Here is a 23,890-nt window from a genome sequence, read left to right as displayed (position 1 = left end):
GCTTGGGCGTTTTGTATATTTCAGTGGAAGTATCACATGATCATTTAACGTCCTCAAGGGGGACGAAGTAAGAAATATCAGCCCATTCTGGGTGACGTCCATCACTTGCCGGAGGGGTTGTCTAATTTGACGACCCACCCTGACTGCATCGATGCAGGTGGCCCGCCACATGGAACGTCACGCCACAAACCAATTACGCGGCGTAATGGGTAATTTGTCCCGTTTATCCCATTATCTATCGTGCCGGTGGGTCGGCAAGAGGTCCGGCCACACGAGCCGCCCCGCCACGCGCACCTCACCGATCACTGTCCGTGACCCGCACCGGGCCACAACCGGGTACGTGTCAGGCACGACGTCGCGCCTCACGGTGGCGGCGCCGCCCACGGCCCGCCCGGTGAACGCCTCGGACGTCGCCGGCCTCGGCGCGGCACACCCGGGAACCGAGACCTCGACCCTCTCCCCGGGCCGCGCCATCCCCGGCACCACCGTCACCTGATCGCGCCCCGGCCCGTCACCCGTCCCGGGGGCCAGCATCCCCACCGCGACTAGTGCCGTTCCCATCACGGTGACGCTGACCAGACGCAACGAGGCTCCTCCTCCGGCGAACAACGTCGGCACTGTAGCCCGTCCAGGCGGCCCCGGACACAAGATCCCGCCGACAGGCGTCAGCCGCGAGCTAACCTGAAGACATGTTCGGCTTTGCGAAGACCCAGATGGTCTCTCCGGAGAAGGCACTCCCCGGTAGGGACGAGCCCATTCCGGTGCCACCACGCCACGAGGTCCTCGACGCGCCTTTGGCCCCGCCCTACCCGGACGGCGCCGAGATCGCCGAGTTCGCCCTCGGCTGCTTCTGGGGCGCCGAACGCATGTTCTGGCAGACCCCGGGCGTCATCTCCACCGCCTCCGGCTACGAGGGCGGCTACACCCCGAACCCCACCTACGAAGAAGTCTGCAGCGGCCAAACCGGCCACACAGAAACCGTCCGAGTCGTCTACGACCCCGCCAAGGTCTCCTACGAAGACCTCCTCCGCGTCTTCTGGGAGTCCCACGACCCCACCCAGGGCATGCGCCAGGGCAACGACATCGGCACCCAGTACCGCTCAGCCATCTTCTACAGGACCGACCTCCAGCAGAAGGCCGCCGAAGCCTCCCGCGACACCTACCAACAGGTCCTCACCAAGGCCGGCCACGGCCCCATAACCACCGAGATAGCCAAGGCCACCGACTTCTACTACGCCGAGCACTACCACCAGCAGTACCTCTCGGACAATAAAAACCCGAACGGCTACTGCGGCATAGCCGGCACGGGCCTCTCCTGCCCGGTCGGAGTCGCCCCTGCCGACGGATGAGCCTGGACGGATTTCCCGAGCTCAGGTCGCTGGTGTCCGGCCTGAGCTCGGAGGAACGTTCGACGATCGGCATGCTGGACCTGCAACGGCTCAAGGTCGAACAGGCGGGAGTCGGGGCGGCGACCGCCGCGCAGATGACGGAGCCCCTGTACGGTGTCTTCGCCTGCCTTCGAATGTGGTTCTTCCTGGTTTTGCGCATGGAGCAGAGCTGGCCGCGTACGGACTACTACATGGTTTACGAGTATCTGAATGACCTGACGGTTCGCGATGCGATCGAGGAGTATCTCGATGCGATGCCGGTGGGGCTCAAGGCGAAAATAGGCCGTGTCGTCGGCCGCCTTGATGAGCGGTACTCGGCTGTGACCGTAGACGACGGAGGGGCCGAACTCGCTCAATACTGGCGCCCTCTCGCTGAGGGGCGAGAATGCCGTTGGTGGTGGACCCGAAAGCCTCAGGAGCTTCCGCCGGGGTGGTGAAGGGTGCTCAACGTGTCCGTGAGGACGCCCCGGCCCCGCTGCGTCGTGCTGATCGGAATCGGTTGGCCCCACCATCGACGTCATGGAAGAACCACGACACAAGATCCGCGCTCTCCATACGACGTCCACGATCACCGTCTACCAGGCGTACGCCGCCCATATCGGGTTGCCGGCAGTGCGCCAGGGCGGGTTCCCGGCGGCATGGAAGCGGGATCGGATGACGTGGATCAAGCCTGGCGGCGTCAGGTCAAACGCGCACCGGTCCGCGTCCAGTGGGACCCCGAGCGCATTTGCACCTAAGACCCCTGCCGTACCGCTCCCTGCAACTCGGGCTCTCCGGGGAGGCCACACGTTCCCGGATGCTCTGCGCTGGTTGGATGCACCCAGCGGCGAATCAGTGGCGACGCTCGACGCCTACATAACGGGATGCATCTCCGTCTACCTGGAGGTCGGGGCTCTCGACGACGCGCGCCGGTCAGCTCTGGGCGGCTGGCTTGATGATCTCCGGGGCGTCATGTCACACCTGCATGGCGAGGATGCCGGGTATGTGACCCTGTTGCTTCGTATGGCGGAACTGATCGTTGGCACTACGCGGTAGCGGCCACGGTCATGCCGCGTAGGTGTCGAGTACCTCGCATACCTCGGGGATGTCTCGGTACCGCTCCAGCTTGCTGAGGACGACCCTGCCGCGCTGCGTTGTCCTGTCGCTTGCGGAATCGGCCGACAGGTCGAGCATCCGCCGTGCGGTCTTGGCGGCCTCCTCCGGTTCGTTGGCGTCCACCAGGGCGACGGCGAGCCATGAGAGGTAGAGCGCCAGTTCGCGTGCGTGGGTCGAGTCGTACCGGCTGAGCACCTCTTGCAGGAGCGGGACGGCGCGCAACGGCTTTCGAAGTTCTGTGTAGACGCGGGCGTCCATCACGTCGAGTTCCTCGGGGGAGACCCAGTAAGCCCAGTCGGGGGACTCCTGCAAGTCCTCGGCGCCCATGGCTTCGTGGGCCTCGGCGAGAGCGCGCATCGCTGGTTGGGCGTCGCCTGCTTTGGTGTGCGCCCATGCGACTCGGTCAAGGTAGAGCGCGCGGGCCTTGGCCGGTGCGTCCGGTCCTGCCGCTTCTAGTGCGGCACGGGCGAGGCTCAGGCCGTCGTCTTCGTGTCCGGTGTTGGAGAGTTGGTAGGCGAGGCTTCCGGCCAGGTTGCCGACCAGGGCGAAATCTCCGGCTTCACGAGATGCCGAGACTCCAAGCCGGTAGGCGCGCGCCGCCTGGTCGTGCTCGCCCGCGTCGCTGGCGATCCATCCCGCGATCTGAGCTATCTCTCCGATGCTGCTGAGGAGTGAGCGGCCGGTCTCCTCGGAATGCGTCGTCTCCCGGTAGAGCCGGACGGCTCCGTCCAGTTCCCTGAGGGCGGGGGCGAGCAGATCACCGCCGGCGATGACGTCGTCTGCGAGTCGTAGGCCGTGCGCCCGGTCTGCAAGGGCGGCCGCCGTAGAAGCTCCGACTCGGCGTCCCGTGCTGCTCGCCAGCGGTCCAAGCTCGACGGCGTGATCGGGCAGGAAGTAGGCGAGTGCCTCGGCCGGACTGCGCGGCCCGGTGCCGATGTCCTCGCCTCGTGCATGGGCGGCCCCGCGCTCAAGGGTGTCGAGTAGAACGCTCAGGGCCGTCGCAAGGGCGGATAGCCACACATCGGGAACGCGCTCGCCTCGCTCCCATCGGCTGATCTCGTGGCGCGTCACTGAGGCGGTTCCGGAGATCCGGCACAACGTCTCCGCTAGCCGTCGCTGGCTCTTTCGTGCGTCCCGGCGCAACTGCGCGAGGTACGCCCCGAACCGCTTCCGCTTTGCATCGCCCACGCTGGCCGCTCCCTCCCTCAAGTCTGGCCCCTCCCTGGCTCCCCGGCTGGTGCCTCTGTGAGATCTGACGAGAAAGACAAGCTCAAAGCCATAGAACGTGCGGCACACATCGCCGTCAACCTAGATCGGCAGATGGCGATCTCGGCGGCGCTGCGGCTGCTTCTGTCCATCCCCCGCACTCGACGGAAAAGCGGCTCATGGCAACGGAAACATCGGAAATCACAGAGGCGTGCCGGTTGCGCGTCTGGGCGCTCGCGCAGGCGCTCAAGTCATACGGGTACGCGGTAGAGGTTGCCGAGTCTGACCCGCTGCTGGCGGTTCCGGCGGCTTCCGGGTCGCCGGTGCTGGTGCGGTGTGACCGGCGCGCGGTCTGCGGCGGTGAGCTGTGGTTCGCCTTCCCCGGTGGCGGTGCGATCGCTCCGGCCGCTGACGCGCACATCCCCGATGTGGTCGTGGCGGTCAAGGGCAAGCTCGTCGCGCAAGCCGATGGGTAAGCACTCCTCGTCCGACGTGGTCACCTGGTACGGGCAGGCCACCGGGGCATGGTGGGCGCTGGTCCCCACGTTGGACGGCGCGGCTGGTGGAAGCGGCCAACCCTCGTGAACTGCGGGAAGCGCTGGAGAATCCGGCGGCCTGGCCGTGGCCTCAACGCAAGTTCCTGGAAAGTCCATCCGGCCGGTGACAGCGACTCAAGCGTCGCCCGGCCTGGAAGCCGCTGCCCGGCACTTGTGAGGCATGCCTTCGCCGGGGCCTGCCTCGGGTGCGCGGTGCGGTACGTGCGGGCTGTCCACGGCGGGGCGCTGCGGTGGTCGGGGCCGCGCCGTGAACGGCGCCCCAGCGCCGTACGCGCAAGGCGCGGCAGGGCCGTCCACGGTCCCGCCCTGCGGTCCTCGACGCCGGATGGTTCGGGGAGGATCAGACTCGGAGCCAGTCCACCGGTGAGGGGCGGTTGGCGCTGGCGTTCTTGCAAAGGGCGGGGATGTGGGAGCCGTCACTGGAGACGACCTTCGCGGGACCGGTGGCGCTGGCCGCGGTGGCCACCACCAGGGCGTCGACTACACAGTCGTGGCCCGAGAGTCCCGTGGAGTCCAGCAGGGCGGCTGCCGCATCCGCGATGTCCTCGGTGACAGGGAGGATGATGAGCCTGGAACGCACCCATGCCAGCCGCCTGTCGGCCTGCCCGTCGCGACGTTGCTCGGCGATGGTGACAGCACTGATAACGGGCAGGAACTCCTCCCGCACCGCCAGTTCCAAGCGCGCTGTCATGCGCCGGTCATCGCCTGCCAGGAGCGACAGCCCCTGAGCGTCCAACACGAATGCCGGACCGATCACGGGAGTCGCCCTGGTCACTCGCCGCGCCACGCGGCCTCCGCCTCTGCCAGTTCCTCCTGTGCGAACTCTCCATGGCGGGTGACGTGATCGTCCACGATCTCCTGAGCCTTGAGCAAGGCCAGGTGGCGCTCGGCCGCGGCATCCAGGAACTCTGAGAAGCCGCGCGCTCCCGTACGGGCCTCGATCTGTTCTACGACGGACTCACGCAGAGTGACCGACTTCTTCACGGTCTTGCCATAGCGTTCGCCGGAGCCCGCACGCAATTTCCGCTGCTCTTTGACCGGGGTGGCAGATGGGCGGCGTCCCCGCTTGCGGGGGTTCCGTGGGGAGGTGGCCTTGGGCTCATGAGGATCAGCCATGGCTCAATAATACTACCAAGAGTAGGATAGTTCGCGGTGGTGCGACTGAACGCGACCGTACGGTGAAGTCAGGGCACCGGGCGGACCGGCGGTGCTTCAAACTGCAGGGTGTGGATGCGCAGGAGAAGGAGTTCGAGCTGGGTGAAGGGTCGGCGGTGAAGGTGAGCGTTTCGCTGCGGGCCGGGAACATCCGTGCCGTCCGTGAACGGGTGGGAGCCCGTGGTTTCTCCGCCTACGTCGATGCGGCCGTGGAGCGCCAGATCGAACGGGATCTGCTCGAAGAGGCGTTGCAGGCGAACCAGGACGCGTCGGGGCCGACCCCGCAGGCGCTGCGTGACGAGGCCGCAGACCTGTTCCGTGAGGTCAAGGCGGCGCCCGAAATGCGGGAGGGCGCCAGGCGGGCAATCGTGGAGTTCGGTCACGTGGGGGGCAGGGGGTCGTAGCAGTCGTAGTTGCGTTGGGTGAGGATCTTTCCGTTGCGGAATTCGAGGAAGGTCGCGATGTGGGCGCGCAGGGTGTGGCCTGCGGGGATGTTGCCCAACGGGACTGCGGTTGTGCCGGTCCAGAGCACTTCCAGGGCGACCTGGTCGCCCATGGCCAGGGTGTTGAGCACCTCGAAGTTCTGCGCGGTCAGGGCCTTGCGGCCCGCTTCGGCCGCGGCGCGCAGGCCTGCAAGGTCCCGGACGTTGCCGTCGGGGAAGAGTGCGTTGGGCAGTTCGCGGTGGGTGGCGTCGGGGTGGAAGAACGCGGCGAGCTCCTCGCCGGTGGCGAAGTCGGAGACGGCGCGGTGGTAGCGGATCGCGGTGTCGATGTTGCGATGCATGTACACAACCGTAGTTGTACAACCTTGGTTGTCAATGGAGAATGGTCGCGTGGCATCCTCACTCGACCCGCAGTCGCTGGACACCGGAACGCTCGCCCTCTTCGTCGGCCAGGCCGCCGCCGCGCTGGTGCAGGAGCGGTTGGCCGACCAGGGGTTCGGTGACCTGCGCTTCTCGCACGGCTATGTTTTCCAGCACCTGATCGACGGCGAGCCCACGGTCGGTGAGCTGGCCGCGCGACTGTCGATGACTCAGCAAGGGGCCTCGAAGGTCGTGGCGGAGCTCGAAGGGCTCGGCTACTGCGAGCGCACGCCCGATGCGAGCGATGCCCGGATCCGGCGGGTTCGGCTGACCGTTCGGGGGCGGGACGCGGTGGATGTGGCGCGTGGTGCACGCACTGCTCTGGAGCAGCGGCTCGCCGATCGCTTCGGTGAGAAGCGTCTGGGTGAGCATCGGAACCTGCTGGTCCGGTTGCTGGACGAGCTCGGCGGAACGCCGGCGGTGGAGCGCCGGGCCGTACGGCCACCTAGGTAGCGGTCGCGGGTTTGCGGACTCGGTAGCGCAGGTGGGCGACTTGTTTTGCGGGCTCCTCGGTGTCCGGGGTGGTCAGCCGGCGGATCAGGTCGAGGTCGATGTGCTGCGCGGGCAGGTTGTCGAAGAGCCGTCGCCCCTGCCCTAGGAGGACGGGCACGACGTGCAGTTCCAGTTCGTCGAGTTCTCCGGCGCGCAGCAGTGCCTGTGCTGCTCCGGCTCCGTGCACCATGACGTCGCCGTCGCCGGCCGCTGTGCGGGCCTGGGCGGCGCAGTCGTGGACGTCGGTGACATAGCGGACACTGCCCGGCGGCGGGTCGTCCGGTACGTCGTGGGTCAGGACGAAGATCGGGACGCCGTCGTGGTGGTCGCCCTGCCAGCGGTTGGCGAGTTCGTAGGTGCGGCGGCCGGAGATGAGGGCGCGAGTGGCCAGCGCCTCGCCGTACACCTGGCCGCTCGGTCCCGCGTCGTTGCGCCGGTCGAGCCAGTTGAAGAGGCGGAACCCGTTGACGCCCAGCGGCGCGTCCGCATTGTCGTGGGGGCCGGCGACGTAGCCGTCCAGGGACATGGTCATGTACAGCCGGATGAGTGCCATCGGTCAGCCCGCCGATCGCACGCTGTAGCGCAGGTGCTGTACGCCTGGAGCGTCCATGGCGCGGAGCAGTTCCAGTTCGATGTGGTCGGGCGGCAGGTTGTCGAACAGGCGGCGGCCCTGGCCGAGCAGGACGGGCATCAGCTGCAGCTCCATCTCGTCCAGCAGGCCGGCGCGGAGGCACTCCTGCGCGGTCGCGGCGCCGTGCAGGAGGATGTCGCGGCCGGCGGCGGCCTCCTTGGCCTGCGCGACGCAGGATTCGATGCCGTCGGTGACGTAGCGCGCGTGTCCCGGCGCCGGGGCGTCGGGTGCGGCATGGGTCAGGACGAAGATCGGGACGCCGTCGTGGTGGTCGCCGGCCCAGCCGCCCGCGAAGTCGAAGGTGCGCCGGCCGGTGATCACAGCTCCGGTGGCCATCGCCTCGTTGAACACCGTCGCGCTGGGGCCGTCGGCGGGACGGTGCGAACGCGGGTCCACGCCGCCCGGGCTCAGCCAGGCGTGCAGCCGCTCGCCGCCGACGCCGAGTCCGTGGTCCATTCCGTCATCCGGGCCGGTGATGAATCCGTCCAGCGACATCGACATGTACAGCACGATCTTGCTCATCGCGACTCCGATCGGGCCCAGGTTCCTGTTGCGATGGTGGTGCTCAATGCGGTTCCTTTCGTGACGTTCGGCTCCCGGGTCGAATACCCCGCGCGAGCGGCGACGACCGGTTCGGCCAGCATGGGAGATCTCGGGGTGCGGCTGAATCCCAGATTTGTGGGATGGCGCCGGGCGGGGCGGGTAAATTCGGGCGCATGGTCAACGCGGCGGCGCGTGCACGTGTCCGCGACGACGTCGTCCGGCTGGTGCACCGGGGGCTTCCGGTTGCGCAGTTCTCGCAGGCCGTCGGCGACGTGTTGGGACGGGCGGTGCCCGCCGAGGGAACCTGCCTGATGACGGTGGACCCGGCGACCATGCTCCCGACCGCGGAGTTCGTCGAGAACGGGCTGCCCGCGGACGAGCTGCTCCGGGTCGTCGAGATCGAGATGCGTGAGCCGGACTTCAACAAGTGGGTCCAGCTCGCCATGGCCGACCGTCCGGCGGCGAGCCTGAGCGACGTCACCGCGGGTGATCTCGACCTCAGCCTGCGGCAGCGGGAGATCCGCCGCCCCGGGGGCTTCTCCGACGAGTTGCGGGTGGTGCTCGCGGACGGCAGGTCGACGTGGGGGCTGCTGACCGTGTTCCGGGAGGCGCAGCGTCCGTACTTCTCGCCGGCCGAGGTCGGGTTCGTGTCGTCGCTGGCCGGGCTGATCGCCGACGGGGTACGGCGAGGTCTCCTGCTCGACGGTGCACGGGCCGGGGACGGCGACGTCGGCCTGCTCGTCCTCGACGCCGATGACGGTGTGAGCATGTCCAACCGGGCGGCGGACCTCTGGCTGGACGAGCTGGGCACCGGCGACAGGCCCGGCGCCCGGCTTCCACTGGTCGTTCCCGCCATCGCCCGCCAGACCCGGGCCCTTTGCGGTTCGGCGGCGGAACCGGCGCCGGACGGTGCCCGCCTGGCCAGGGCGAGGGTGCGGACCCGGGCCGGTCACTGGCTGATCGTGCGGGGCTCGATGCTCGGGGACGGGCCGGAAGCGCCGGTCGCGGTCATGCTCGAAGCAGCCCGCCCGGCCGAAATGGCGCCCCTGATGGTCGACGCCTACGGCTTCACCGACCGCGAGCGGCGGGTGACGGAGCTGGTGGCGCAGGGCCTGTCCACCAGGCAGATCGCGGCCCGGCTGCACGTGTCGTCGTACACCGTCCAGGACCACCTGAAGTCGATCTTCGCCAAGTCGGGCACAGGTTCACGCGGCGACCTGGTCGCCCGGCTGTTCTTCGACCACTACGCCGACTCATTGACGTCGGGAGCCGCGGGGCCTACGGCGACGGCCTGAGGAGGAGGGGCGCATGGAGTTGGAGAAGGGGCTGCGGGGGGAGACGTCCGTGGTGGTCGGGGAGGCGGACACGGCCGTCCGCATGGGGAGCGGGGACGTGCCGGTGCTGGGCACCCCGCGGCTGCTGGCGCTGGCTGAGGCCGCGACGGTCAAGGCGGTCGAGGCCTGCCTGGACGAGGCCAGGACATCGGTCGGCACGCGGGTCGAGCTGGAGCATCGGGCGGCCAGTCCCGTCGGGGTGCGCGTGACGGTCGAGGCCGAACTCACGGAGGTCGACGGCGCGCGGCTCGTGTTCGCGTTCACCGCCACCGACGAGCGGGGCACGGCGGTGGGGCGCGGCCGCGTCGAGCGGATCGTCGTGGAGCGGGAGAGGTTTCTCGCGCGGCTCGCCCGCTGAGCAGCCGGTCAGTACGGCAGGAGTCGGCCGGACGGGGTCCGCAGGTCGGGCGGGCTCGGTTGACGTGGGGGTTTGGGACGCTTGATGAGCTGCTGCCGTGCCATGGTGATCATCTCCCCCCATCGGGCGGGGCTTAACCCGTCGATCGAGCCGATGTCGCGCTGTACCTCCTACGACGCACCCGTAGCGTGCGAGGTTCGATGAGCTTATGCGACGAACACTGCCGGTTCGACCGATTTTTAGAAAGCGACCGTCGCGATATGTGGTCGAAAGAACACTTTCTGCGATATTCGAATGTGCTCGAAATTACGGGCCCCGGGGCAGGGAGGGGCTAGGAGATGATGTCGCGGGCGCGGAAGCGGCGGAAGGCGAAGGCGAAAAGGACGACGGCGTAGGAGATGGAGAGGGCCGCGCCCTTGGCCATGCCCGTCCATTGGATCTCGGGCTGGAGGGCGTCCATCCAGGAGTACATCCAGTGCGTCGGGAGGAATTCGCGCCAGGAGCCGAGCGCGGTGACGGCGTCCAGGATGTTGCTCACGATGACGAGGCCGACGGCGCCGCCGACCGCGCCGAGCGGCGAGTCGGTGGTCACCGACAGCAGGAAGGCCAGGGCCGCGACGACGAGCTGGGAGATGAGCGCGTACCCGACGATGATCGCCATCCGGCTGAGCGCGGTGCTGACCGGGACGGTTCCGCCGGTCGGGAGTTCGACGTCGCCCCAGCCGAACCCGGCCGTCCCCGCGATCAGTGACATCAGCGGCAGGCTGACGACGGCGAGGACCGCGTAGGAGAGCGCGACGATGAGCTTCTGCCGCAGGAGGCGGGCGCGCGGCACCGGCGCGGCCAGCAGGTAGCGCAGCGACGACCAGCCCGCCTCGCTCGCGACGGTGTCGCCGCAGAACAGCGCCACGGCGACGACCAGCAGGAACCCCGTCGAGACGAACAGGGCGAAGAGGGCGAAGTTGAGGGCGCTGGACGTGGCGACGTCGACCAGGCCGGGGGCCCCGTCCGGGCCCTGGTCGCCGCCGAGCTTGAACGCGGCGACCAGCACCCACGGGAGGACGAGCAGGATCCCGAACGCGACCAGGGTGCGGCGCCGCCGGAACTGGCGGACGGCCTCCACCCGCAGCGGAAGCGTCCGCCGGACGTTGTAGGCGGTCATGAACGCTCCCCGATGATCTCCAGGAAGGCGTCCTCCAGGCGGCGGCCGGAGGACCCGACGATGTCGGCGACGGGACCGGCGGCGACGCGGCGGCCGCCGGCCATGACGACGGCGTGCGTGCAGGTCTGCTCGACCTCGGCGAGCAGGTGGCTGGAGACGATGACCGTCCGCCCGGCGGCCGCGTACCGGACGAGCACCTCCCGCATCTCGCGGATCTGCGGCGGGTCGAGGCCGTTGGTCGGCTCGTCCAGGACGAGGAGGTCGGGCAGTCCGAGCATGGCCTGGGCGATCGCGAGGCGCTGCCGCATCCCCTGCGAGTACGTCCGGACGGCCCGGTCGAGGGCGGAACCCAAGTCGGCTATTGCCAGCGCCTCGTCCAGGTGGGCTTCGTCCAAGGGACGGCCTGTGGCGCGCCAGTAGAGGTCGAGGTTGTCGCGGCCGGAGAGGTGGGGCAGGAAACCAGGTCCCTCAACGAAGGAGCCAAGCCGGGCTAGGACCGCCGCACCGGGATGGACGTGATGACCGAAGATGCGGATCTCGCCCGCGTCGGGATGGAGCAGCCCCATGAGCATGCGCAGCGTCGTTGTCTTCCCGGCACCGTTCGGGCCGAGCAGCCCCAGCACCTGACCCTTCTCCACCCGGAACGACAGGTCGGCGACGGCGAGGTGGCCGTTCTTGTACGCCTTCGTCAGACCCGTTATCTCCAGAGGGACGTCGCTGTCCTTTTCAGGGCCGTGTCGGCGACGTCCAGGCACGACGATGAGCAGCGCGAGAACGAGAGCGGCCGCCGGTAGGGCCCAGACCCACGCCGGTACGGGCGTCGCAGCGGTCGTCAGCGAGGGGACGGTAGGAACGGTCAGCGGCGACACCACCCGCACCTTGTACGACGCAGGCGCGGCCGGGGTGGCGAAGCCCATGTCGGTGGTCGCGACGACGAGGCGGATCCGGTGGCCCCGGTCGAAGCGGTGGTCCATCGCGGGGAGCGTGACGGTGACCTCGCCGTCGCCGTCGCCGGGCACCTGGAAGGGTGCGGCCAGCCGCCGCGCGAGCGTCGCCGTCCCGCCGGGCGCGACGTCGTAGAGCTTCGCGAACAGCGGCCCGTCACCGTCCACCTTGAGCCGGACGGTGGGCGCGCCCGTCAGCTGGACGGGACGGTCCAGCGGACGCGTGTCGAACGTCGCGGACTGTCCGGGCATCTCGGCCGGCAGCCCGCCCCCCATTGTGCCGAGGGACCCCAGCGAACCCAGCGAGCCGAGCCCGGGCAGCGCGGAGATCGACGCGGGCGCGCCACCGGCCGGACGGAAGATCGTCTGCTCGTCCCCGCTCAGCGGGAGCCCCACGGGATCGCCGGAGAGACCCGCATACGTACGGGTCGTCGCCTCCTCGACGACGACCTCCTGGGTGGACGAGTCGATCCCGCCCGCCCGCGTCACCGTGAAACCGTCCGAGGACGGCGCTGCGGAGCGCTTGAGCCGCGCGTCGAAGAAGTCGAGGACCAGGCCCTCGATCCGCTCGGTCTCGGGGTCGCCGCCGTCGTGGCCGCCCTGGAACCAGACCACCGACACCGGTGCGCCGTTCGCGGCGATCGCGCGGGCGTTGGCGGCGGCGTGGCCGAGCGGGAACAGCGAGTCGGACTGCCCCTGGACGAGCAGCGTCGGCACCTTGATGCGGTCGGCGACGGAGGCCGGGCTCGACCGCCGCAGCGTCTCGATCGCCGAGTCGGTGGGGCGGCCCTTCTCCGCGACCTCCTGGTACATCTCGCACAGGGACGGCAGGAAACGCCCGCACGCCGTGCGGCCCGCGTTGCCGGTGAAGAACAGACCCGCCCACAGCTTCTTGAAGACGCCGTCCGAGGGCCCGGCGCCGGTCGCGTTCGGGAACAGCGCGTCCGCGAGGCTGTGCCACGTGATCATCGGCGCGATGGCGTCGACCCGCTGGTCGTGGGCGGCGGTCAGCAGCGCGATCGCGCCGCCGTACGACTGGCCCGCCATGCCGAGGCGCGGGTCGCCGGGCCCGTCGAGCAGGACCTCGGGGCGCCGCGCCAGCCAGTCGATGAGCTGCCGGGTGTCCTTGACCTCGTAGTCGGGGGAGTTGAGCGCGATCTCCCCGGTGGAGCGGCCGAACCCGCGCGCCGACCACGCCAGCACGGCGTATCCGGCGCGGGCGAGGTCGCGGGCCTCGCCGGCCACGTCCCGCTTGCTGCCGCCGAAGCCGTGCCCCAGCATGACCGCCGGGGCCTGGGCGCGGCCGACCGGCTTGTAGAACGTGGTGTCGAGGATGACGCGCTGGTCGTCGCCCGGTCCGTCGACCACGGTGATGCGCTGCTCGACGGTGTGGACGCGGGCCTCGCCGCCGGCCGTGACGCCCCAGCCCGCGCCCCCGCCGGCGAGGACGATCGCCGCACCGGCGGCGGTCCAGCGCGTGGCCCGTCCCGTCCTGCCCCACCGCGCCCGGAGCGCGCCCCCAAGCCTCATGGTCATCACCCTATGTGCGCGGCGCCGCCCGGCCGGACGTCCGGCCGGGCGAGTCAGGAGGCAGGGAGCCGGGAGGTGGGGAGCGGGGCGAGGGCGGCGGTGAACATGGCCGTCAGCCGGTCGGTGAGCTCGGCCGGGTCGGCGGCGCGCAGGTCGTTGAGGCCGAGCAGGCGCCGGACGGGCCCGCCGCCCATGATGATCGTGGACGCGAGCAGCGCGCGGGCGCGGGCGTCGGGGCCGTCGAGCTGGGCGACGATCGGCTCGACGATCACGTCCTCCAGGTAGTGGAGCAGGATCTCCTTGACCTCGGGCTGGCCGGCCGAGCGGTCCAGCATCCGCGACATCGCGGTGACCGAGCCCTGGTCGAGCAGCCGGACGAAGTGCTCGGCGAGCCGGCGGGGCAGGCCGCCGGGATCGCCCGCGATGACCCCGCGGATCACCGACTCGCCGGCGAGGACCTCCCCGAACAGCGCCGCCTTGGAGCCGAAGTACCGGTTGACCAGCGCGGTGTTCGCCTCCGCCCGCGCCGCGATCATGCGGACGGTGACACCGTCGTAGCCGTGCTCGCCGAACAGGTCGCGGGCGGCGTTCAGGATGCGGCGCCGGGTCGCCTCCCGGTCGCGCTTCGGCCGCCGCGCGGATCCGGGCTCCTGCTCGACCCGCGTCATCATTCCCGCCCCCCTTCGCCGTTCGGCCGCCGTCAATGCCAGAATCTACCGAGGTTGCAAGTAAACAAGCGTCTACATAACATACATGCACGGCACAGGTAATCAATTCGGCGGTCCGTCGGGCCGCCGAGCATGGGGGCAGGGTGGCTCAAGCGAGCGTGGCGTCGCACGGTGCGGCGGCGGAACCGGCGAGACCGCACTACACGCACCGTCAGATCCTGAAGATCCTCTCCGGTCTGATGATGGCGATGCTGACCTCGATGATCTCCACCTCGGTCATCGCCACGGCGCTGCCGACGATCGTCGGCGACCTCGGCGGTCAGAACAAGCTCTCCTGGGTGGCCAGCGCCGCGCTGCTGACCATGACGGCCTCGACCCCGCTGTGGGGCAAGCTGTCGGACATCGCCGGGCGCAAGCTGATGTTCCAGACCGCCCTGCTGATCTTCGTCATCGCCTCGGTGTGCGCCGGGCTGTCGCAGAACATCGGCCAGCTCATCGCGGCCCGTGCGGCCCAGGGGCTCGGCGTCGGCGGGCTGTCCTCGCTGGCCCAGGTCATCCTCGGGGACGTCGTCGAGCCGCGGCAGCGCGGACGCTACGCCGGCTTCATGGGCGCCGTCTTCGGCGTCTCCACCGTGGCCGGGCCGCTGCTCGGCGGGTTCATCGTGGACGCCGACGCCCTCGGCTGGCGCTGGTGCTTCTACGTGTGCGTCCCGCTCGCGGTGGTCGCCTTCCTCGTCATCCAGCGGGTGCTGAAGCTGCCGAAGGTGCGGCGCGACACCCGCGTCGACGTGTTCGGCGCGTTCACCATCACCGGCAGCGCCGCCACGCTGATGCTGCTGCTGTCCCTGGGCGGGACGGAGTTCGCGTGGAACTCCGCATGGACCTACATCCTGGCCGCGACCACCGTCGTCCTGGTCGCGCTGGCGATCGTCGCCGAACGCGGCGCCCGCGACCCGATCCTGCCGCCCCGGCTGTTCCGCAACCGCATGTTCGTGCTGACCTCGTTCGTCTCCGTCTGCATCGGGATGGCGATGTTCGGCGTGATGATCTACATGCCGCAGTACCTGCAGATCGTCAAGGGGATGAGCCCCACGGCGTCCGGGCTGATGACGCTACCGCTGGTGCTCGGCATGCTCGTCACCTCCACCGGCTCCGGGCAGATCGTCACCCGGACGGGCCGCTACAAGATCTTCCCGGTGATCGGCCTCGCCTTGGTCGCGATCGGGCTGTTCATGCTGTCGCGGCTGCACACCGACTCCTCGTCCGTGCTGATCGGCGTGGACCTCGCCGTCCTCGGCACCGGAATGGGCCTGACGCTGCAGATCCTGATCCTGGCCGCGCAGAACGCCGCCGCGACCGCCGACCTGGCCTCGACGACGTCCGGCGTCTCGTTCTTCCGCAACCTCGGCGGCGCGATGGGCGTGGCGGCGTTCGGCGCGATCCTCACCAACCGGGTGGCGGCCGAGATCGCCTCCGGCCTCCGCGCCGCCGGCGTCCGCGCGGCGCCCGGCGGCGGCGAACTCGGATCGCCGGACGAGATCCAGCGGCTCGCCCAGCCGGTCAAGGGCATCGTGCAGGACGCGTTCTCCAGCGCGCTCGAAACCGTCTTCCTGGTCGGCATCCCGGTGGCGCTCGTCGGCTTCGTCGCGGTGCTCGCGCTGAAGGAACTGCCGCTGCGCGGATCGGCGCAGCGCGGCAAGGCGTCCCGCGCCGGCAAGGGCGGCCCCGCAAACTCCGGCGGCCCTGGAAACACCGGCGGCCCCGGTGGTCCCGGGGAGGACGCGGCTGGCCCTGGAGACGCCCCGGTGAAGGACATCGCCGTCGGGCCGCTGTGAACGGTCAGCGGCCCTTCAGTTCCCGGACGAGCCTGTTCGCCGAGGTACGGTCGGGCGGGCCGGTCACGACGACCTTCCCGTCCAGGATCGCCATGTCGACCCGCGGGAGCGTGACGATGCGGTTCTTCACGACGAAGGCCAGGTCGCGGCCGACCGTCGCCCGCGTCAGCTCGGCGAACGCGTCCCGGTCGACCGGCCGCAGCGTGACCGCCACGTCATAGCCGCCCGGCTTCACCCGCGACTTCTGGACGCGCAGGTCGGCGACCTTGTGGATCGCGATCCCCTGGGCCATCCGGTAGCAGGTCGGGCCCGCCCCCGACTGCCCGGTGATCCCCTGCGTCCCCGTCGGGCACTGCCCGGCCGACGTCTGCGTGACGGGATAGATGTGCAGCGGCGAGGCCAGCGTCACCGGCTGCGTCCGCATGGACGACGCGATCATCGCGCCGGTCACCGCGACCGCGGCGATCAGCAGCCCCAGCGTGAGCACCATGACCAGCATCGCAGAACGGTGCTGGTCGGCCGCGCGGACTGCGGGATTCGCCTCCCGGTACGGCACGCCCTGCCGCCGGGCGGCGCGGCTCCGCTTGACCTCCGCCGCCGTGCGCTGCCGCTCGGCCGCCCGCGCCCGCCGCCGCGCGGCCTCCGGGTCCGCGATCGCCGGCAGGACCGCCGTGGTCGACTCGGGCCCGCGGGACGTCCCGCCCCGGAGGCCCTCCTGGCCGAGCGCCTCCGCCGGATCGGCGTCGCGCTCCCCGCCGCGCTCGCGCTCCTCGGCGGCCGGAGGCGGCGGTTCGGAAAGGGGCCGTTCGGAGAGGGGCGGTTCGAGGGTGGGCGGCGGGAGCCGTCTCACGCCGGAACCCGGTGTGGACGGAGATTCCGGGGCCGCCGGGGGCGCCGGGGTCTCAGTGGTCTCGGAGGCGCCGGACGGGTCCTGGGGCGAGCCGCTGCGCGCGGGGTCCTCATCTTGCCGACGACCCTTGCTGCGGCGCGGAATGACCCGCATCGTCACCTCCCCGGCTCCATGATCTACTCAGCAGTCTTTCAGCATGAGACACGGTCCCGCACCGTGTCCCGGCCGAATTCGGCCAAGGGATCTCCCCGGTTGCTCACCATGTGATGAACCGTGCCCCGTTCGCCGGGTTTCAAAGTTCGCCGGGTTTCAATGCGCGAAAAAGCCCGGCCCCGGACGAACCGGGACCGGGCCTTGCGGGGAGGAGCGTCAGTCGATGCGCCAGGTGTCGCCGCTGCCGAGCAGCGCCGCCAGATCCCCCTTGCCCTGGGATTCGACGGCCTCGTCGAGCTGGGCCCGCATCAGCTCGTCGTAGGACGGCCGGTCGACGTCGCGGAAGATGCCGATCGGGGTGTGCTCGAACGCCGGCTGGTCCAGCCGCGACAGCGCGAACGCCTGCGACGGGTCCGGGTTGCGGGCGTCGTGGACGGCGATCTCCGACGCGCCGACGTCCGCGACGTTCACGACCTCGAACGAGCCGGTCGGGGTGCGGCGCAGCGCCTTGGAGCGGTCCGCGCCGAACACGATCGGCTCCCCGTGCTCCAGCCGGACGGTGACGTCGTCGCGGACCGACGCGTCCTTCAGCGGCTCGAACGCATTGTCGTTGAAGATGTTGCAGTTCTGGTAGATCTCCACGAGCGCGGTGCCGCGGTGCTGCGCCGCCGCCCGCAGCACCGACTGCAGGTGCTTGCGGTCGGAGTCGATCGTCCGGGCGACGAACGTGCCCTCCGCGCCGATCGCCAGCGACAGCGGGTTGAACGGCGCGTCCAGCGACCCCATCGGCGTCGACTTGGTGATCTTGCCGAGTTCGGACGTCGGCGAATACTGGCCCTTGGTCAGACCGTAGATCCGGTTATTGAAGAGCAGGATCTTCAGGTTGACGTTGCGGCGCAGCGCGTGGATCAGGTGGTTGCCGCCGATGGACAGCGCGTCGCCGTCCCCGGTCACCACCCACACCGAAAGGTCCGGGCGGGACGTGGCGAGGCCCGTCGCGATCGCGGGCGCGCGACCGTGAATCGAGTGGAACCCGTACGTGTTCATGTAGTAGGGGAACCGCGACGAGCACCCGATGCCGGAGATGAAAGTGATGTTCTCCCGGCGCAGCCCGAGCTCCGGCAGGAAGGACTGGACGGCCGCCAGGATCGCGTAGTCACCGCATCCGGGGCACCAGCGCACCTCCTGGTCGGTCTTGAAGTCCTTCATCGTCTGCTTCTCGTCCGTCTTCGGGACGAGGGAGAGCAGCGACCGGCCGTTCCCGTTGGACGCGCCGCCGTTGACGGCGCCGTTCCCGTTGGCGCCGTTTCCGCCGGCTCCGTTGTCACTCACTGTCGATCACATCCTGGATGACGCCCTTGAGCTCCTCGGCCTTGAAGGGCAGACCGCGGACCTGGTTGTAGCCGATCACGTCGATGAGCAGCCGGCCGCGCAGCAGCAGCGCGAGCTGGCCGAGGTTGATCTCCGGGACGATGACCTTGTCGTAGGAGCGCAGGACCTCCGGCAGGTTCGCCGGGAACGGGTTGAGATGCCGCAGATGCGCCTGCGCGACCTGCTGCCCCTCCGCGCGGACGAGGCGGACGGCGGCGGAGATCGCGCCGTAGGTGCCGCCCCAGCCCAGCACGAGCACGCGGGCGCTGCCGGACGGGTCGTCCACCGCCAGCGGCTCGACGTCGTTCGCGATGCCGTCGACCTTGGCCTGCCGGAGCCGGGTCATCTTGTCGTGGTTGGCCGGGTCGTAGGAGATGTTGCCGGAGCCGTCGGCCTTCTCCAGGCCGCCGATCCGGTGCTCCAGACCCGGCGTCCCCGGAATCGCCCAGGGGCGGGCGAGGGTGCTCGGGTCACGTTCGAACGGCTGGAAGTCGTCCTGCGACGGGGCCGCGAAGTTCGGCTCGATCGTCGGCAGCGCCGACACGTCCGGCAGCCGCCACGGCTCGGAGCCGTTGGCGAGGTAGCCGTCCGACAGCAGGATCACCGGCGTGCGGTACTTCACCGCGATCCGGGCCGCCTCCAGCGCCGCGTCGAAGCAGTCCGACGGGGACTGCGGCGCGACGATCGGGACGGGCGCCTCGCCGTTGCGGCCGTGCATGGCCTGCAGCAGGTCGGCCTGCTCGGTCTTGGTCGGCAGCCCGGTCGAGGGACCGGCCCGCTGCACGTCGATGACCAGCAGCGGAAGCTCGGTCGCGACGCCGAGGCCGATCGTCTCGCTCTTCAGCGCGATGCCCGGACCGGACGTCGTGGTGACGCCGAGGGACCCGCCGAACGAGGCGCCGAGCGCCGCGCCGACCGCGGCGATCTCGTCCTCGGCCTGGAACGTGCGGACGCCGAACTTCTTGTGCTTGGAGATCTCGTGCAGGATGTCGGACGCCGGCGTGATCGGGTACGAGCCGAGGAAGATCGGCAGCCCGCTCTGCACGCCCGCGGCGACCAGCCCGTAGGCCAGCGCCATGTTCCCGGTGATGTTGCGGTAGAGACCCGGCTCGTGCTCGGCCGGCTTGATCTCGTACTGCGTCGTGAACGCCTCGGTCGTCTCGCCGTAGCTCCAGCCCGCCTGGAACGCCGCGATGTTCGCCTTCATGATCTCGGGCTTGGAGGCGAACTTGCGTTCCAGGAAGCCGACCGTCCCCTCGGTGGGACGGTGGTACAGCCACGACAGCAGCCCCAGCGCGAACATGTTCTTCGCGCGTTCGGCGTCCTTCTTGGAGATGTCGAAGTCGGTGAGCGCAGTCACCGTCATCGAGGTGAGCTGCAGCGCGTGCACCCGGTACTCGGCGAGCGAGTCGTCCTCGACGGGATTCGTCTCGTAGCCGACCTTGGCGAGGTTGCGCTTGGTGAACTCGTCGGTGTTGACGATGAGGTCCGCCCCGCGGGGGAGGTCCCCGAGGTTGGCCTTGAGGGCGGCGGGATTCATCGCGACCAGGACGTTGGGCGCGTCGCCCGGGGTGAGGATGTCGTGGTCGGCGAAGTGCAACTGGAAACTGGACACGCCGGGGAGGGTCCCGGCGGGGGCGCGGATTTCGGCCGGGAAGTTCGGCAACGTCGACAAGTCGTTGCCGAACGCCGCCGTCTCCTGGGTGAAGCGGTCGCCGGTCAGCTGCATGCCGTCGCCGGAGTCGCCGGCGAAGCGGATGATGACGCGGTCGAGCTGCTGGACCTGTTTGGTCACAGAGGAAGACCTCCTCGACGCGCAGCACCCGTCCTGGGGGAGGCACCCAGGATCGTGATGCTACTTAGGCTTACCTTCATGGTATGTCCGGGGTGGGATGGTGTTCTCGGGGATGGGTCGAGGCGGACCGGGACGCGGGCAGGGTGCACCCGGCATCGTCCGGTCTTCGGTGGCCGCAGGTCATGGGAGGCATGGACCGCGGCCGCCACTCCGCCCGTCATGTGACGTCCCTCTTCCAGGGAGGTCGCGAACCCCGTAACACAAGACGTATCACCTCGGTGCGGAGTTCACTCGGCTCTCCCGGATTCGGGCAGGTCCTATCCGGGGGTACGACCTTGACGGGCCCCCGAGTTCATCGCGAACACAGGCTGCTGCGCTGCCGGCACAGGTCGACGTGCAACCGTCTGACCAGCGGCGCGGGATTCGTCGAGGAGCCGCGGCTCCCCACCGGCGTGGAGTTCACAGCCCGAAGTGTAGACATCCCGAATTCCGTTCGAGGTCACCGCCCCTGGTCAAAGCGTGTCAGGGCCGCCCCGGCGACTGCGATGTGACGACTTCCGGCTGCTCCGACCGGTGAACCGACGGTTCTCCCGATTTGGACGGCTTCGGCGTGGACGGTGCCGCTTTCACCACCGCCTTGCGTTCCCGGTCGACCCGGGCGAGCAGCTCGCCGACGTCGTCGGCGTCCACGGCCTCCCCGACGACGTGCGCCGTCGCCTCGTACGGATAGGAGCCGGGGTGGTCGAGGGCGTTGCGCATCCAGGTGCGCCACCGCCTGCTCGTGACGGTGCAGCGCAGCACGAGCGCACGGTCGGCCGGCACCGCCTCCGACGCCGTGCACGAGCCGAGCGCCTCGCCCCGGGACGTGATCGAGGCCCGCAGCGCCGCCCGCGCCCCGTCCGGCACCCCGTTCTCCGGGGAGGTCAGCGTCGCGGGGACGCTCACGGTGCAGCTCCTGGGGTTCTTGTCGCAGTTGCTGAACGTCAGCGTCCCGGGCCGGAAACGCAGCCCCGGGTCGGCGGCGCCGCCGAGCCCGGCGACCCGGGGACGCAGCTCCTTGAACAGCGTCACCGGCGCAGCCACGGGCGCGACGGTGAACTGCGGCGCGTTCTGCCCGGCTGCGCGCACCGACAGCAACCGGTGCGGGGCCGCCGCGGCCATCAGATACACCGCCTCCGGCATCGCGACCTTGTAAGCGGAGATGCCGTTCACCAACTCCGTGGGCGGTTTCGCCGGGGCCTTGGCGAGCATCCGCGCGATGGACTCCGGACCGAGCACGTCCGGCACGTCGAAGCCGGGCATGGTCGCGGGCGCCTTGGACCAGCGGCCCGCGTAGTACTCCAGGTGTGCGATCTCCCCGGCGTAGTCGCGCCAGAACGCCGGCCCGGCCTTGATGTAGGTGTCGCCGCCGATCGCGATGACGTCCGCCTTCACCACTCCCGCCGCCAGCGTGCCGGTCGCCAGGCCCGACGGGGTGACCCGCAGATGCGCCTGGACGGGCATGCCGCCGACCGTCAAGGTCCCGTCGTACCGCAGCCCCGTCCCGGACGTGAGCTGCCGTCCGGCCTCGATCGTCCACGCCGGCGGCGGCGCTGCGGCCACGGTCGGCTCGGGCCGCTTCTCGGGCGCCTCGCCGTCCCCGGTGAACGCGACGGCCGCCACGGCACCCAAGGCCACCACAACGCCCGCCGCCCCACCCGCGACCAGCACCAGCCGCCACTTACCCGCCCCCTGCCGCCCACCCCTCCCCGGAAACACGGGCCCGCCAGGCGTCGCGGAGCCGGCCGGTGCCGGCCCACCGGGAGGCATCTGCCCTCGGGAAGTCGCGGGGCCAGCTGGAGTTGCGGAGCCGGTCGGCGGCATGGGGCCGCTTGGGGTGCCAGGTCCGCCAGGGGTTGCAGGGCCGTCTGGTGCCGGGCCACCGGGAGGCATCGGGCCGCGGGAGGGTGCGGGGCCAGCTGGAGTTGCGGAGCCGGTCAGCGGCATGGGGCCGCTTGGGGCGGCAGGTCGGCCAGGGGCTGTGGAGCCGGCCGGTGTCGGGCCACCGGGGGGTGTCTGTCCTTGGGAAGGTGCGGGGCCGGGCGGTGTTGTGGGGGCGGTTGGGGGGATCGGGTTGTTCGGGGGGTAGGGCGCGGGGGGCTGGTGCGGTGGTGCGGTGGGTGGGTGTCGGGGTGGCGGGCCGGTGGGTGGAACGGTCCCGCCGGCGACCCGGACGTCCGGCCGGACAGGCCTGGCCGGGGAGGGCGCGGGGTCCGTGCGGGGACGCGCCGCCGGATCTTCTTGGGGCGGGAGGTGGGAAGAGGCCGTCGGTGACGGCTCGTCCTGTTCAGCGCTCACTCGGGGCTCACTCTGCTCACTTCGGGGGCCGGGTTCGGCCCGACCGTCAGGGACAAAGCAAGGGATCTGTGATGCCCTCCAGGGGATGCCGACGGGGCTGCGAGCTCATGGGGGGTGGCCGCCGGGTTCTGAGGGGCTTCCCCACAGAGCATAAAGGTGCCCGGCTGCGCTTCCCCCGGGATCGGGGGAGCGCCGCCGGGCACCCGGTGGCGGCCGGATCAGCGCGCGAGGCGCCTCACCTGCGGCCTCATTCGGTTTCGAGTCCGTTCTGCAGCGCCTGGACCTCTTCTTCCGTGGCGCCGATCACCTTGTAGTCGGCGTGCTTGTAGAACGTGCCGCCGGTGGCCTTGGCCCAGCTCGCCCACGCGCTGCTGGTGACCCGGCAGCTCGCCCACTGCGGGGTCGTGCCGGTGATCGTGATGGTGGCCGTGCAGTTGCCGAGGTCCCTGCCGCTCAGCGAGCCGGCGGTGAGCCGGAACCGCACGTCGATCGTGACGGGCTTCTCCACGTCGTACGGCGGGCGGATCTTGGCCTCGACCGTGCAGCCGGAGTCGCTGTTGCAGCCGCCCTTCTTCCACTCGCTGACGCGCGGCTGGGCGGAGGCGTTGAAGGAGTCCTTCAGCTCGCCCATGCTCGTGCGCATGTCCGAGATGACGGACGAGGCCGAGCTCTTCGAGTTGACGTTCACGCGGACGCGCGGGGTGGTCGACTCGTAGCGCAGCAGCTCGGCGTCGTCCTCGTCGGTGATGTAGATCGTGGAGGAGAAGGTGCTGAACTTCAGTGCCTTCTTGCCCTGCCAGCTGGTCTCCAGGGGCTTGACGCTCGAGGTGCGCGCCGAGCGCACCTTGCTCGCCAGCGCTGACGGGGTCAGGTACCGCTTGAAATCGATGTTGAGCTCGTCGTGGTCGACCCGGCCCCACTGCGCGCCGCTCTTGAGGAAGAACGGGTCGTCGCCCGAGATCTCCCGCTCCCAGTAGGACTTGTCGGCTTTCACGAACAGCTTGCCGTCGGCCGACAGCAGGGTGACCCTGGAGCCGTTCCAGGTGACGGGCCCGGTCGCGCGCCCGCCCTTGGTGATGTTCAGCTCACCTTGCAGGGACCCGGCACCGCCGAAGGTGCCGTCCAGCTCGACCGCGTCGGCCGAGGAGAGGTTGGCGGCCGCGGCCGTCAGCTTCTCGTCCGGCGACTTGCCGCCACCGGCGGTCACCGCGTAGACGACGACGCCGATGATCAATAGCACGACGAGGCCGCCGCCGAGGATCGCCGCGATCACCGCGCCGCCGCCGCTGCGCCTCGGCGGGGGCATGCCGGGGCCCATCGGGGCGCCGGGGGGCGGCGGGAAGAAGGGGGGCGGCGTTCCGGGGGGTCCGAAACCGCCGGGCGGGGGCGGGGGCGGCATGCCGGGTCCGCCGGGTCCGCCTGGGGATCCGGGTCCGCCGGGACCCGGCCCGCCCGGGCCTGCGGGCGGCGGCGGAGGCGGCCAGGATGCGCCGCCCGGGGACTCCCAGCCCGGAGGAGGCGGGGGGTTGCTCATCTGGTCACGTCCTTCCAGGTCAAACTGACCTCAATGCCAAGCCTAGTGTGCAGTAAAACCATGACATTGTGAGCCTCCGGGGTGGAGGT

Annotated in this window: 24 protein-coding genes; 10 read left to right on the top strand and 14 right to left on the bottom strand. The window is 70.2% G+C overall.

Annotated elements, in window-relative coordinates; translation table 11 throughout:
* The first annotated feature begins 340 nt into the window (after positions 1 to 340).
* The 4 genes from AB0C35_RS01120 (at position 341) to AB0C35_RS01105 (ending at position 2,423) form a co-directional block, all read left to right on the top strand.
* Positions 341 to 496, top strand: coding sequence for a hypothetical protein (locus AB0C35_RS01120; protein ID WP_358449114.1), 156 nt, complete (start codon positions 341 to 343; stop codon positions 494 to 496).
* Positions 497 to 689: 193 nt separating this feature from the next.
* Positions 690 to 1,349 carry a peptide-methionine (S)-S-oxide reductase MsrA gene (gene msrA, locus AB0C35_RS01115; RefSeq protein ID WP_358449112.1) on the top strand — a complete coding sequence of 220 codons (660 nt, stop codon included), beginning with the start codon at positions 690 to 692 and terminating at the stop codon, positions 1,347 to 1,349.
* Complete coding sequence (locus tag AB0C35_RS01110; RefSeq protein WP_358449110.1) at positions 1,346 to 1,825, top strand: hypothetical protein; 480 nt, start codon at positions 1,346 to 1,348, stop codon at positions 1,823 to 1,825. Before msrA ends, AB0C35_RS01110 begins: the two co-directional genes overlap by 4 nt.
* Positions 1,826 to 1,907: 82 nt before the next feature.
* Positions 1,908 to 2,423, top strand: coding sequence for a DUF4291 family protein (locus AB0C35_RS01105; RefSeq protein ID WP_358449108.1), 516 nt, complete (start codon positions 1,908 to 1,910; stop codon positions 2,421 to 2,423).
* A gap of 9 nt (positions 2,424 to 2,432) precedes the next feature.
* On the opposite strand, the gene AB0C35_RS01100 is transcribed toward AB0C35_RS01105, so the two are convergent.
* The gene (locus AB0C35_RS01100) at positions 2,433 to 3,671 is read right to left on the bottom strand and encodes a helix-turn-helix transcriptional regulator (protein ID WP_358449106.1); all 1,239 of its coding nucleotides are present in this window, start codon (positions 3,669 to 3,671) and stop codon (positions 2,433 to 2,435) included.
* A gap of 197 nt (positions 3,672 to 3,868) precedes the next feature.
* On the opposite strand from AB0C35_RS01100, the gene AB0C35_RS01095 reads away from it, so the two are divergent.
* Positions 3,869 to 4,165: a hypothetical protein gene (locus tag AB0C35_RS01095; protein WP_358449104.1), complete on the top strand. Its 297-nt coding sequence runs from the start codon at positions 3,869 to 3,871 to the stop codon at positions 4,163 to 4,165.
* Between the two features lie 421 nt (positions 4,166 to 4,586).
* Here AB0C35_RS01095 and AB0C35_RS01090 read toward each other — a convergent pair whose 3' ends face one another.
* Complete coding sequence (locus tag AB0C35_RS01090) at positions 4,587 to 4,937, bottom strand: hypothetical protein (RefSeq protein ID WP_358449102.1); 351 nt, start codon at positions 4,935 to 4,937, stop codon at positions 4,587 to 4,589.
* A gap of 80 nt (positions 4,938 to 5,017) precedes the next feature.
* Positions 5,018 to 5,362, bottom strand: a complete 345-nt coding sequence (locus AB0C35_RS01085; RefSeq protein ID WP_358449100.1) for a hypothetical protein — start codon at positions 5,360 to 5,362, stop codon at positions 5,018 to 5,020.
* A 110-nt stretch (positions 5,363 to 5,472) separates the two neighbouring features.
* On the opposite strand from AB0C35_RS01085, the gene AB0C35_RS01080 reads away from it, so the two are divergent.
* Positions 5,473 to 5,805: a hypothetical protein gene (locus tag AB0C35_RS01080; RefSeq protein WP_358449098.1), complete on the top strand. Its 333-nt coding sequence runs from the start codon at positions 5,473 to 5,475 to the stop codon at positions 5,803 to 5,805.
* Here AB0C35_RS01080 and AB0C35_RS01075 read toward each other — a convergent pair.
* Positions 5,781 to 6,185: a nuclear transport factor 2 family protein gene (locus tag AB0C35_RS01075; RefSeq protein WP_358449096.1), complete on the bottom strand. Its 405-nt coding sequence runs from the start codon at positions 6,183 to 6,185 to the stop codon at positions 5,781 to 5,783. The two genes, AB0C35_RS01080 and AB0C35_RS01075, sit on opposite strands and share 25 nt — an antisense overlap.
* A gap of 49 nt (positions 6,186 to 6,234) precedes the next feature.
* On the opposite strand from AB0C35_RS01075, the gene AB0C35_RS01070 reads away from it, so the two are divergent.
* Positions 6,235 to 6,717, top strand: a complete 483-nt coding sequence (locus tag AB0C35_RS01070) for a MarR family winged helix-turn-helix transcriptional regulator (RefSeq protein ID WP_358449094.1) — start codon at positions 6,235 to 6,237, stop codon at positions 6,715 to 6,717.
* On the opposite strand, the gene AB0C35_RS01065 is transcribed toward AB0C35_RS01070, so the two are convergent.
* Together AB0C35_RS01065 and AB0C35_RS01060 are read right to left on the bottom strand one after the other, a co-directional pair.
* Complete coding sequence (locus tag AB0C35_RS01065) at positions 6,710 to 7,309, bottom strand: dihydrofolate reductase family protein (RefSeq protein ID WP_358449092.1); 600 nt, start codon at positions 7,307 to 7,309, stop codon at positions 6,710 to 6,712. The two genes, AB0C35_RS01070 and AB0C35_RS01065, sit on opposite strands and share 8 nt — an antisense overlap.
* Before the next feature lie 3 nt (positions 7,310 to 7,312).
* Positions 7,313 to 7,909: a dihydrofolate reductase family protein gene (locus tag AB0C35_RS01060; RefSeq protein ID WP_358449090.1), complete on the bottom strand. Its 597-nt coding sequence runs from the start codon at positions 7,907 to 7,909 to the stop codon at positions 7,313 to 7,315.
* 194 nt (positions 7,910 to 8,103) lie between these two features.
* Here AB0C35_RS01060 and AB0C35_RS01055 point away from each other — a divergent pair, with 194 nt between their 5' ends.
* The gene (locus AB0C35_RS01055) at positions 8,104 to 9,225 is read left to right on the top strand and encodes a helix-turn-helix transcriptional regulator (protein ID WP_358449088.1); all 1,122 of its coding nucleotides are present in this window, start codon (positions 8,104 to 8,106) and stop codon (positions 9,223 to 9,225) included.
* 13 nt (positions 9,226 to 9,238) lie between these two features.
* On the top strand, positions 9,239 to 9,622 hold the full coding sequence (locus tag AB0C35_RS01050; RefSeq protein WP_358449086.1) for a hotdog domain-containing protein: 384 nt from the start codon (positions 9,239 to 9,241) through the stop codon (positions 9,620 to 9,622).
* A 331-nt stretch (positions 9,623 to 9,953) separates the two neighbouring features.
* On the opposite strand, the gene AB0C35_RS01045 is transcribed toward AB0C35_RS01050, so the two are convergent.
* Genes AB0C35_RS01045 through AB0C35_RS01035 form a run of 3 tightly spaced genes read right to left on the bottom strand, consistent with a single transcriptional unit; the run spans position 9,954 to position 13,929 of the window.
* Positions 9,954 to 10,784: an ABC transporter permease subunit gene (locus tag AB0C35_RS01045; RefSeq protein WP_358449084.1), complete on the bottom strand. Its 831-nt coding sequence runs from the start codon at positions 10,782 to 10,784 to the stop codon at positions 9,954 to 9,956.
* Positions 10,781 to 13,258, bottom strand: coding sequence for an alpha/beta fold hydrolase (locus AB0C35_RS01040; RefSeq protein ID WP_358449082.1), 2,478 nt, complete (start codon positions 13,256 to 13,258; stop codon positions 10,781 to 10,783). Before AB0C35_RS01040 ends, AB0C35_RS01045 begins: the two co-directional genes overlap by 4 nt.
* Positions 13,259 to 13,311: 53 nt before the next feature.
* Positions 13,312 to 13,929 (bottom strand): TetR family transcriptional regulator, encoded by a 618-nt coding sequence (locus AB0C35_RS01035; protein ID WP_358449080.1) that lies wholly within the window; start codon positions 13,927 to 13,929, stop codon positions 13,312 to 13,314.
* A gap of 140 nt (positions 13,930 to 14,069) precedes the next feature.
* Here AB0C35_RS01035 and AB0C35_RS01030 point away from each other — a divergent pair, with 140 nt between their 5' ends.
* On the top strand, positions 14,070 to 15,761 hold the full coding sequence (locus tag AB0C35_RS01030) for an MDR family MFS transporter (RefSeq protein ID WP_358449078.1): 1,692 nt from the start codon (positions 14,070 to 14,072) through the stop codon (positions 15,759 to 15,761).
* A 4-nt stretch (positions 15,762 to 15,765) separates the two neighbouring features.
* Here the strand turns inward: AB0C35_RS01030 and AB0C35_RS01025 are convergent, their stop codons facing one another.
* The 5 genes from AB0C35_RS01025 to AB0C35_RS01005 form a co-directional block, all read right to left on the bottom strand.
* The gene (locus AB0C35_RS01025) at positions 15,766 to 16,611 is read right to left on the bottom strand and encodes a hypothetical protein (RefSeq protein ID WP_358449076.1); all 846 of its coding nucleotides are present in this window, start codon (positions 16,609 to 16,611) and stop codon (positions 15,766 to 15,768) included.
* 369 nt (positions 16,612 to 16,980) lie between these two features.
* Complete coding sequence (locus AB0C35_RS01020; RefSeq protein WP_358449074.1) at positions 16,981 to 18,096, bottom strand: 2-oxoacid:ferredoxin oxidoreductase subunit beta; 1,116 nt, start codon at positions 18,094 to 18,096, stop codon at positions 16,981 to 16,983.
* On the bottom strand, positions 18,089 to 19,930 hold the full coding sequence (locus AB0C35_RS01015; protein WP_358449072.1) for a 2-oxoacid:acceptor oxidoreductase subunit alpha: 1,842 nt from the start codon (positions 19,928 to 19,930) through the stop codon (positions 18,089 to 18,091). The genes AB0C35_RS01020 and AB0C35_RS01015 overlap by 8 nt, the downstream gene beginning before the upstream one ends.
* A gap of 522 nt (positions 19,931 to 20,452) precedes the next feature.
* Positions 20,453 to 21,640, bottom strand: a complete 1,188-nt coding sequence (locus AB0C35_RS01010; protein ID WP_358449070.1) for a hypothetical protein — start codon at positions 21,638 to 21,640, stop codon at positions 20,453 to 20,455.
* A gap of 874 nt (positions 21,641 to 22,514) precedes the next feature.
* Positions 22,515 to 23,573, bottom strand: a complete 1,059-nt coding sequence (locus AB0C35_RS01005) for a hypothetical protein (RefSeq protein ID WP_358449068.1) — start codon at positions 23,571 to 23,573, stop codon at positions 22,515 to 22,517.
* Positions 23,574 to 23,890: the final 317 nt, after the last annotated feature.

It is taken from the genome of Spirillospora sp. NPDC048819, from assembly GCF_040650055.1.
Classification (GTDB): domain Bacteria; phylum Actinomycetota; class Actinomycetes; order Streptosporangiales; family Streptosporangiaceae; genus Spirillospora.
This window is presented reverse-complemented; position numbering and strand designations above follow the sequence as displayed.

Coding starts and splice junctions, on each gene's coding strand:
- AB0C35_RS01035 (WP_358449080.1), bottom strand. CDS start 13,929: ATGATGACGCGGGTCGAGCAGGAGCCCGGATCCGCGCGGCGGCCGAAG.
- AB0C35_RS01060 (WP_358449090.1), bottom strand. CDS start 7,909: ATGAGCAAGATCGTGCTGTACATGTCGATGTCGCTGGACGGATTCATC.
- msrA (WP_358449112.1), top strand. CDS start 690: ATGTTCGGCTTTGCGAAGACCCAGATGGTCTCTCCGGAGAAGGCACTC.
- AB0C35_RS01090 (WP_358449102.1), bottom strand. CDS start 4,937: ATGACAGCGCGCTTGGAACTGGCGGTGCGGGAGGAGTTCCTGCCCGTT.
- AB0C35_RS01040 (WP_358449082.1), bottom strand. CDS start 13,258: ATGAGGCTTGGGGGCGCGCTCCGGGCGCGGTGGGGCAGGACGGGACGG.
- AB0C35_RS01095 (WP_358449104.1), top strand. CDS start 3,869: ATGGCAACGGAAACATCGGAAATCACAGAGGCGTGCCGGTTGCGCGTC.
- AB0C35_RS01110 (WP_358449110.1), top strand. CDS start 1,346: ATGAGCCTGGACGGATTTCCCGAGCTCAGGTCGCTGGTGTCCGGCCTG.
- AB0C35_RS01075 (WP_358449096.1), bottom strand. CDS start 6,185: ATGCATCGCAACATCGACACCGCGATCCGCTACCACCGCGCCGTCTCC.
- AB0C35_RS01055 (WP_358449088.1), top strand. CDS start 8,104: ATGGTCAACGCGGCGGCGCGTGCACGTGTCCGCGACGACGTCGTCCGG.
- AB0C35_RS01065 (WP_358449092.1), bottom strand. CDS start 7,309: ATGGCACTCATCCGGCTGTACATGACCATGTCCCTGGACGGCTACGTC.
- AB0C35_RS01005 (WP_358449068.1), bottom strand. CDS start 23,573: ATGCCCCCGCCGAGGCGCAGCGGCGGCGGCGCGGTGATCGCGGCGATC.
- AB0C35_RS01105 (WP_358449108.1), top strand. CDS start 1,908: ATGGAAGAACCACGACACAAGATCCGCGCTCTCCATACGACGTCCACG.
- AB0C35_RS01050 (WP_358449086.1), top strand. CDS start 9,239: ATGGAGTTGGAGAAGGGGCTGCGGGGGGAGACGTCCGTGGTGGTCGGG.
- AB0C35_RS01085 (WP_358449100.1), bottom strand. CDS start 5,362: ATGGCTGATCCTCATGAGCCCAAGGCCACCTCCCCACGGAACCCCCGC.
- AB0C35_RS01045 (WP_358449084.1), bottom strand. CDS start 10,784: ATGACCGCCTACAACGTCCGGCGGACGCTTCCGCTGCGGGTGGAGGCC.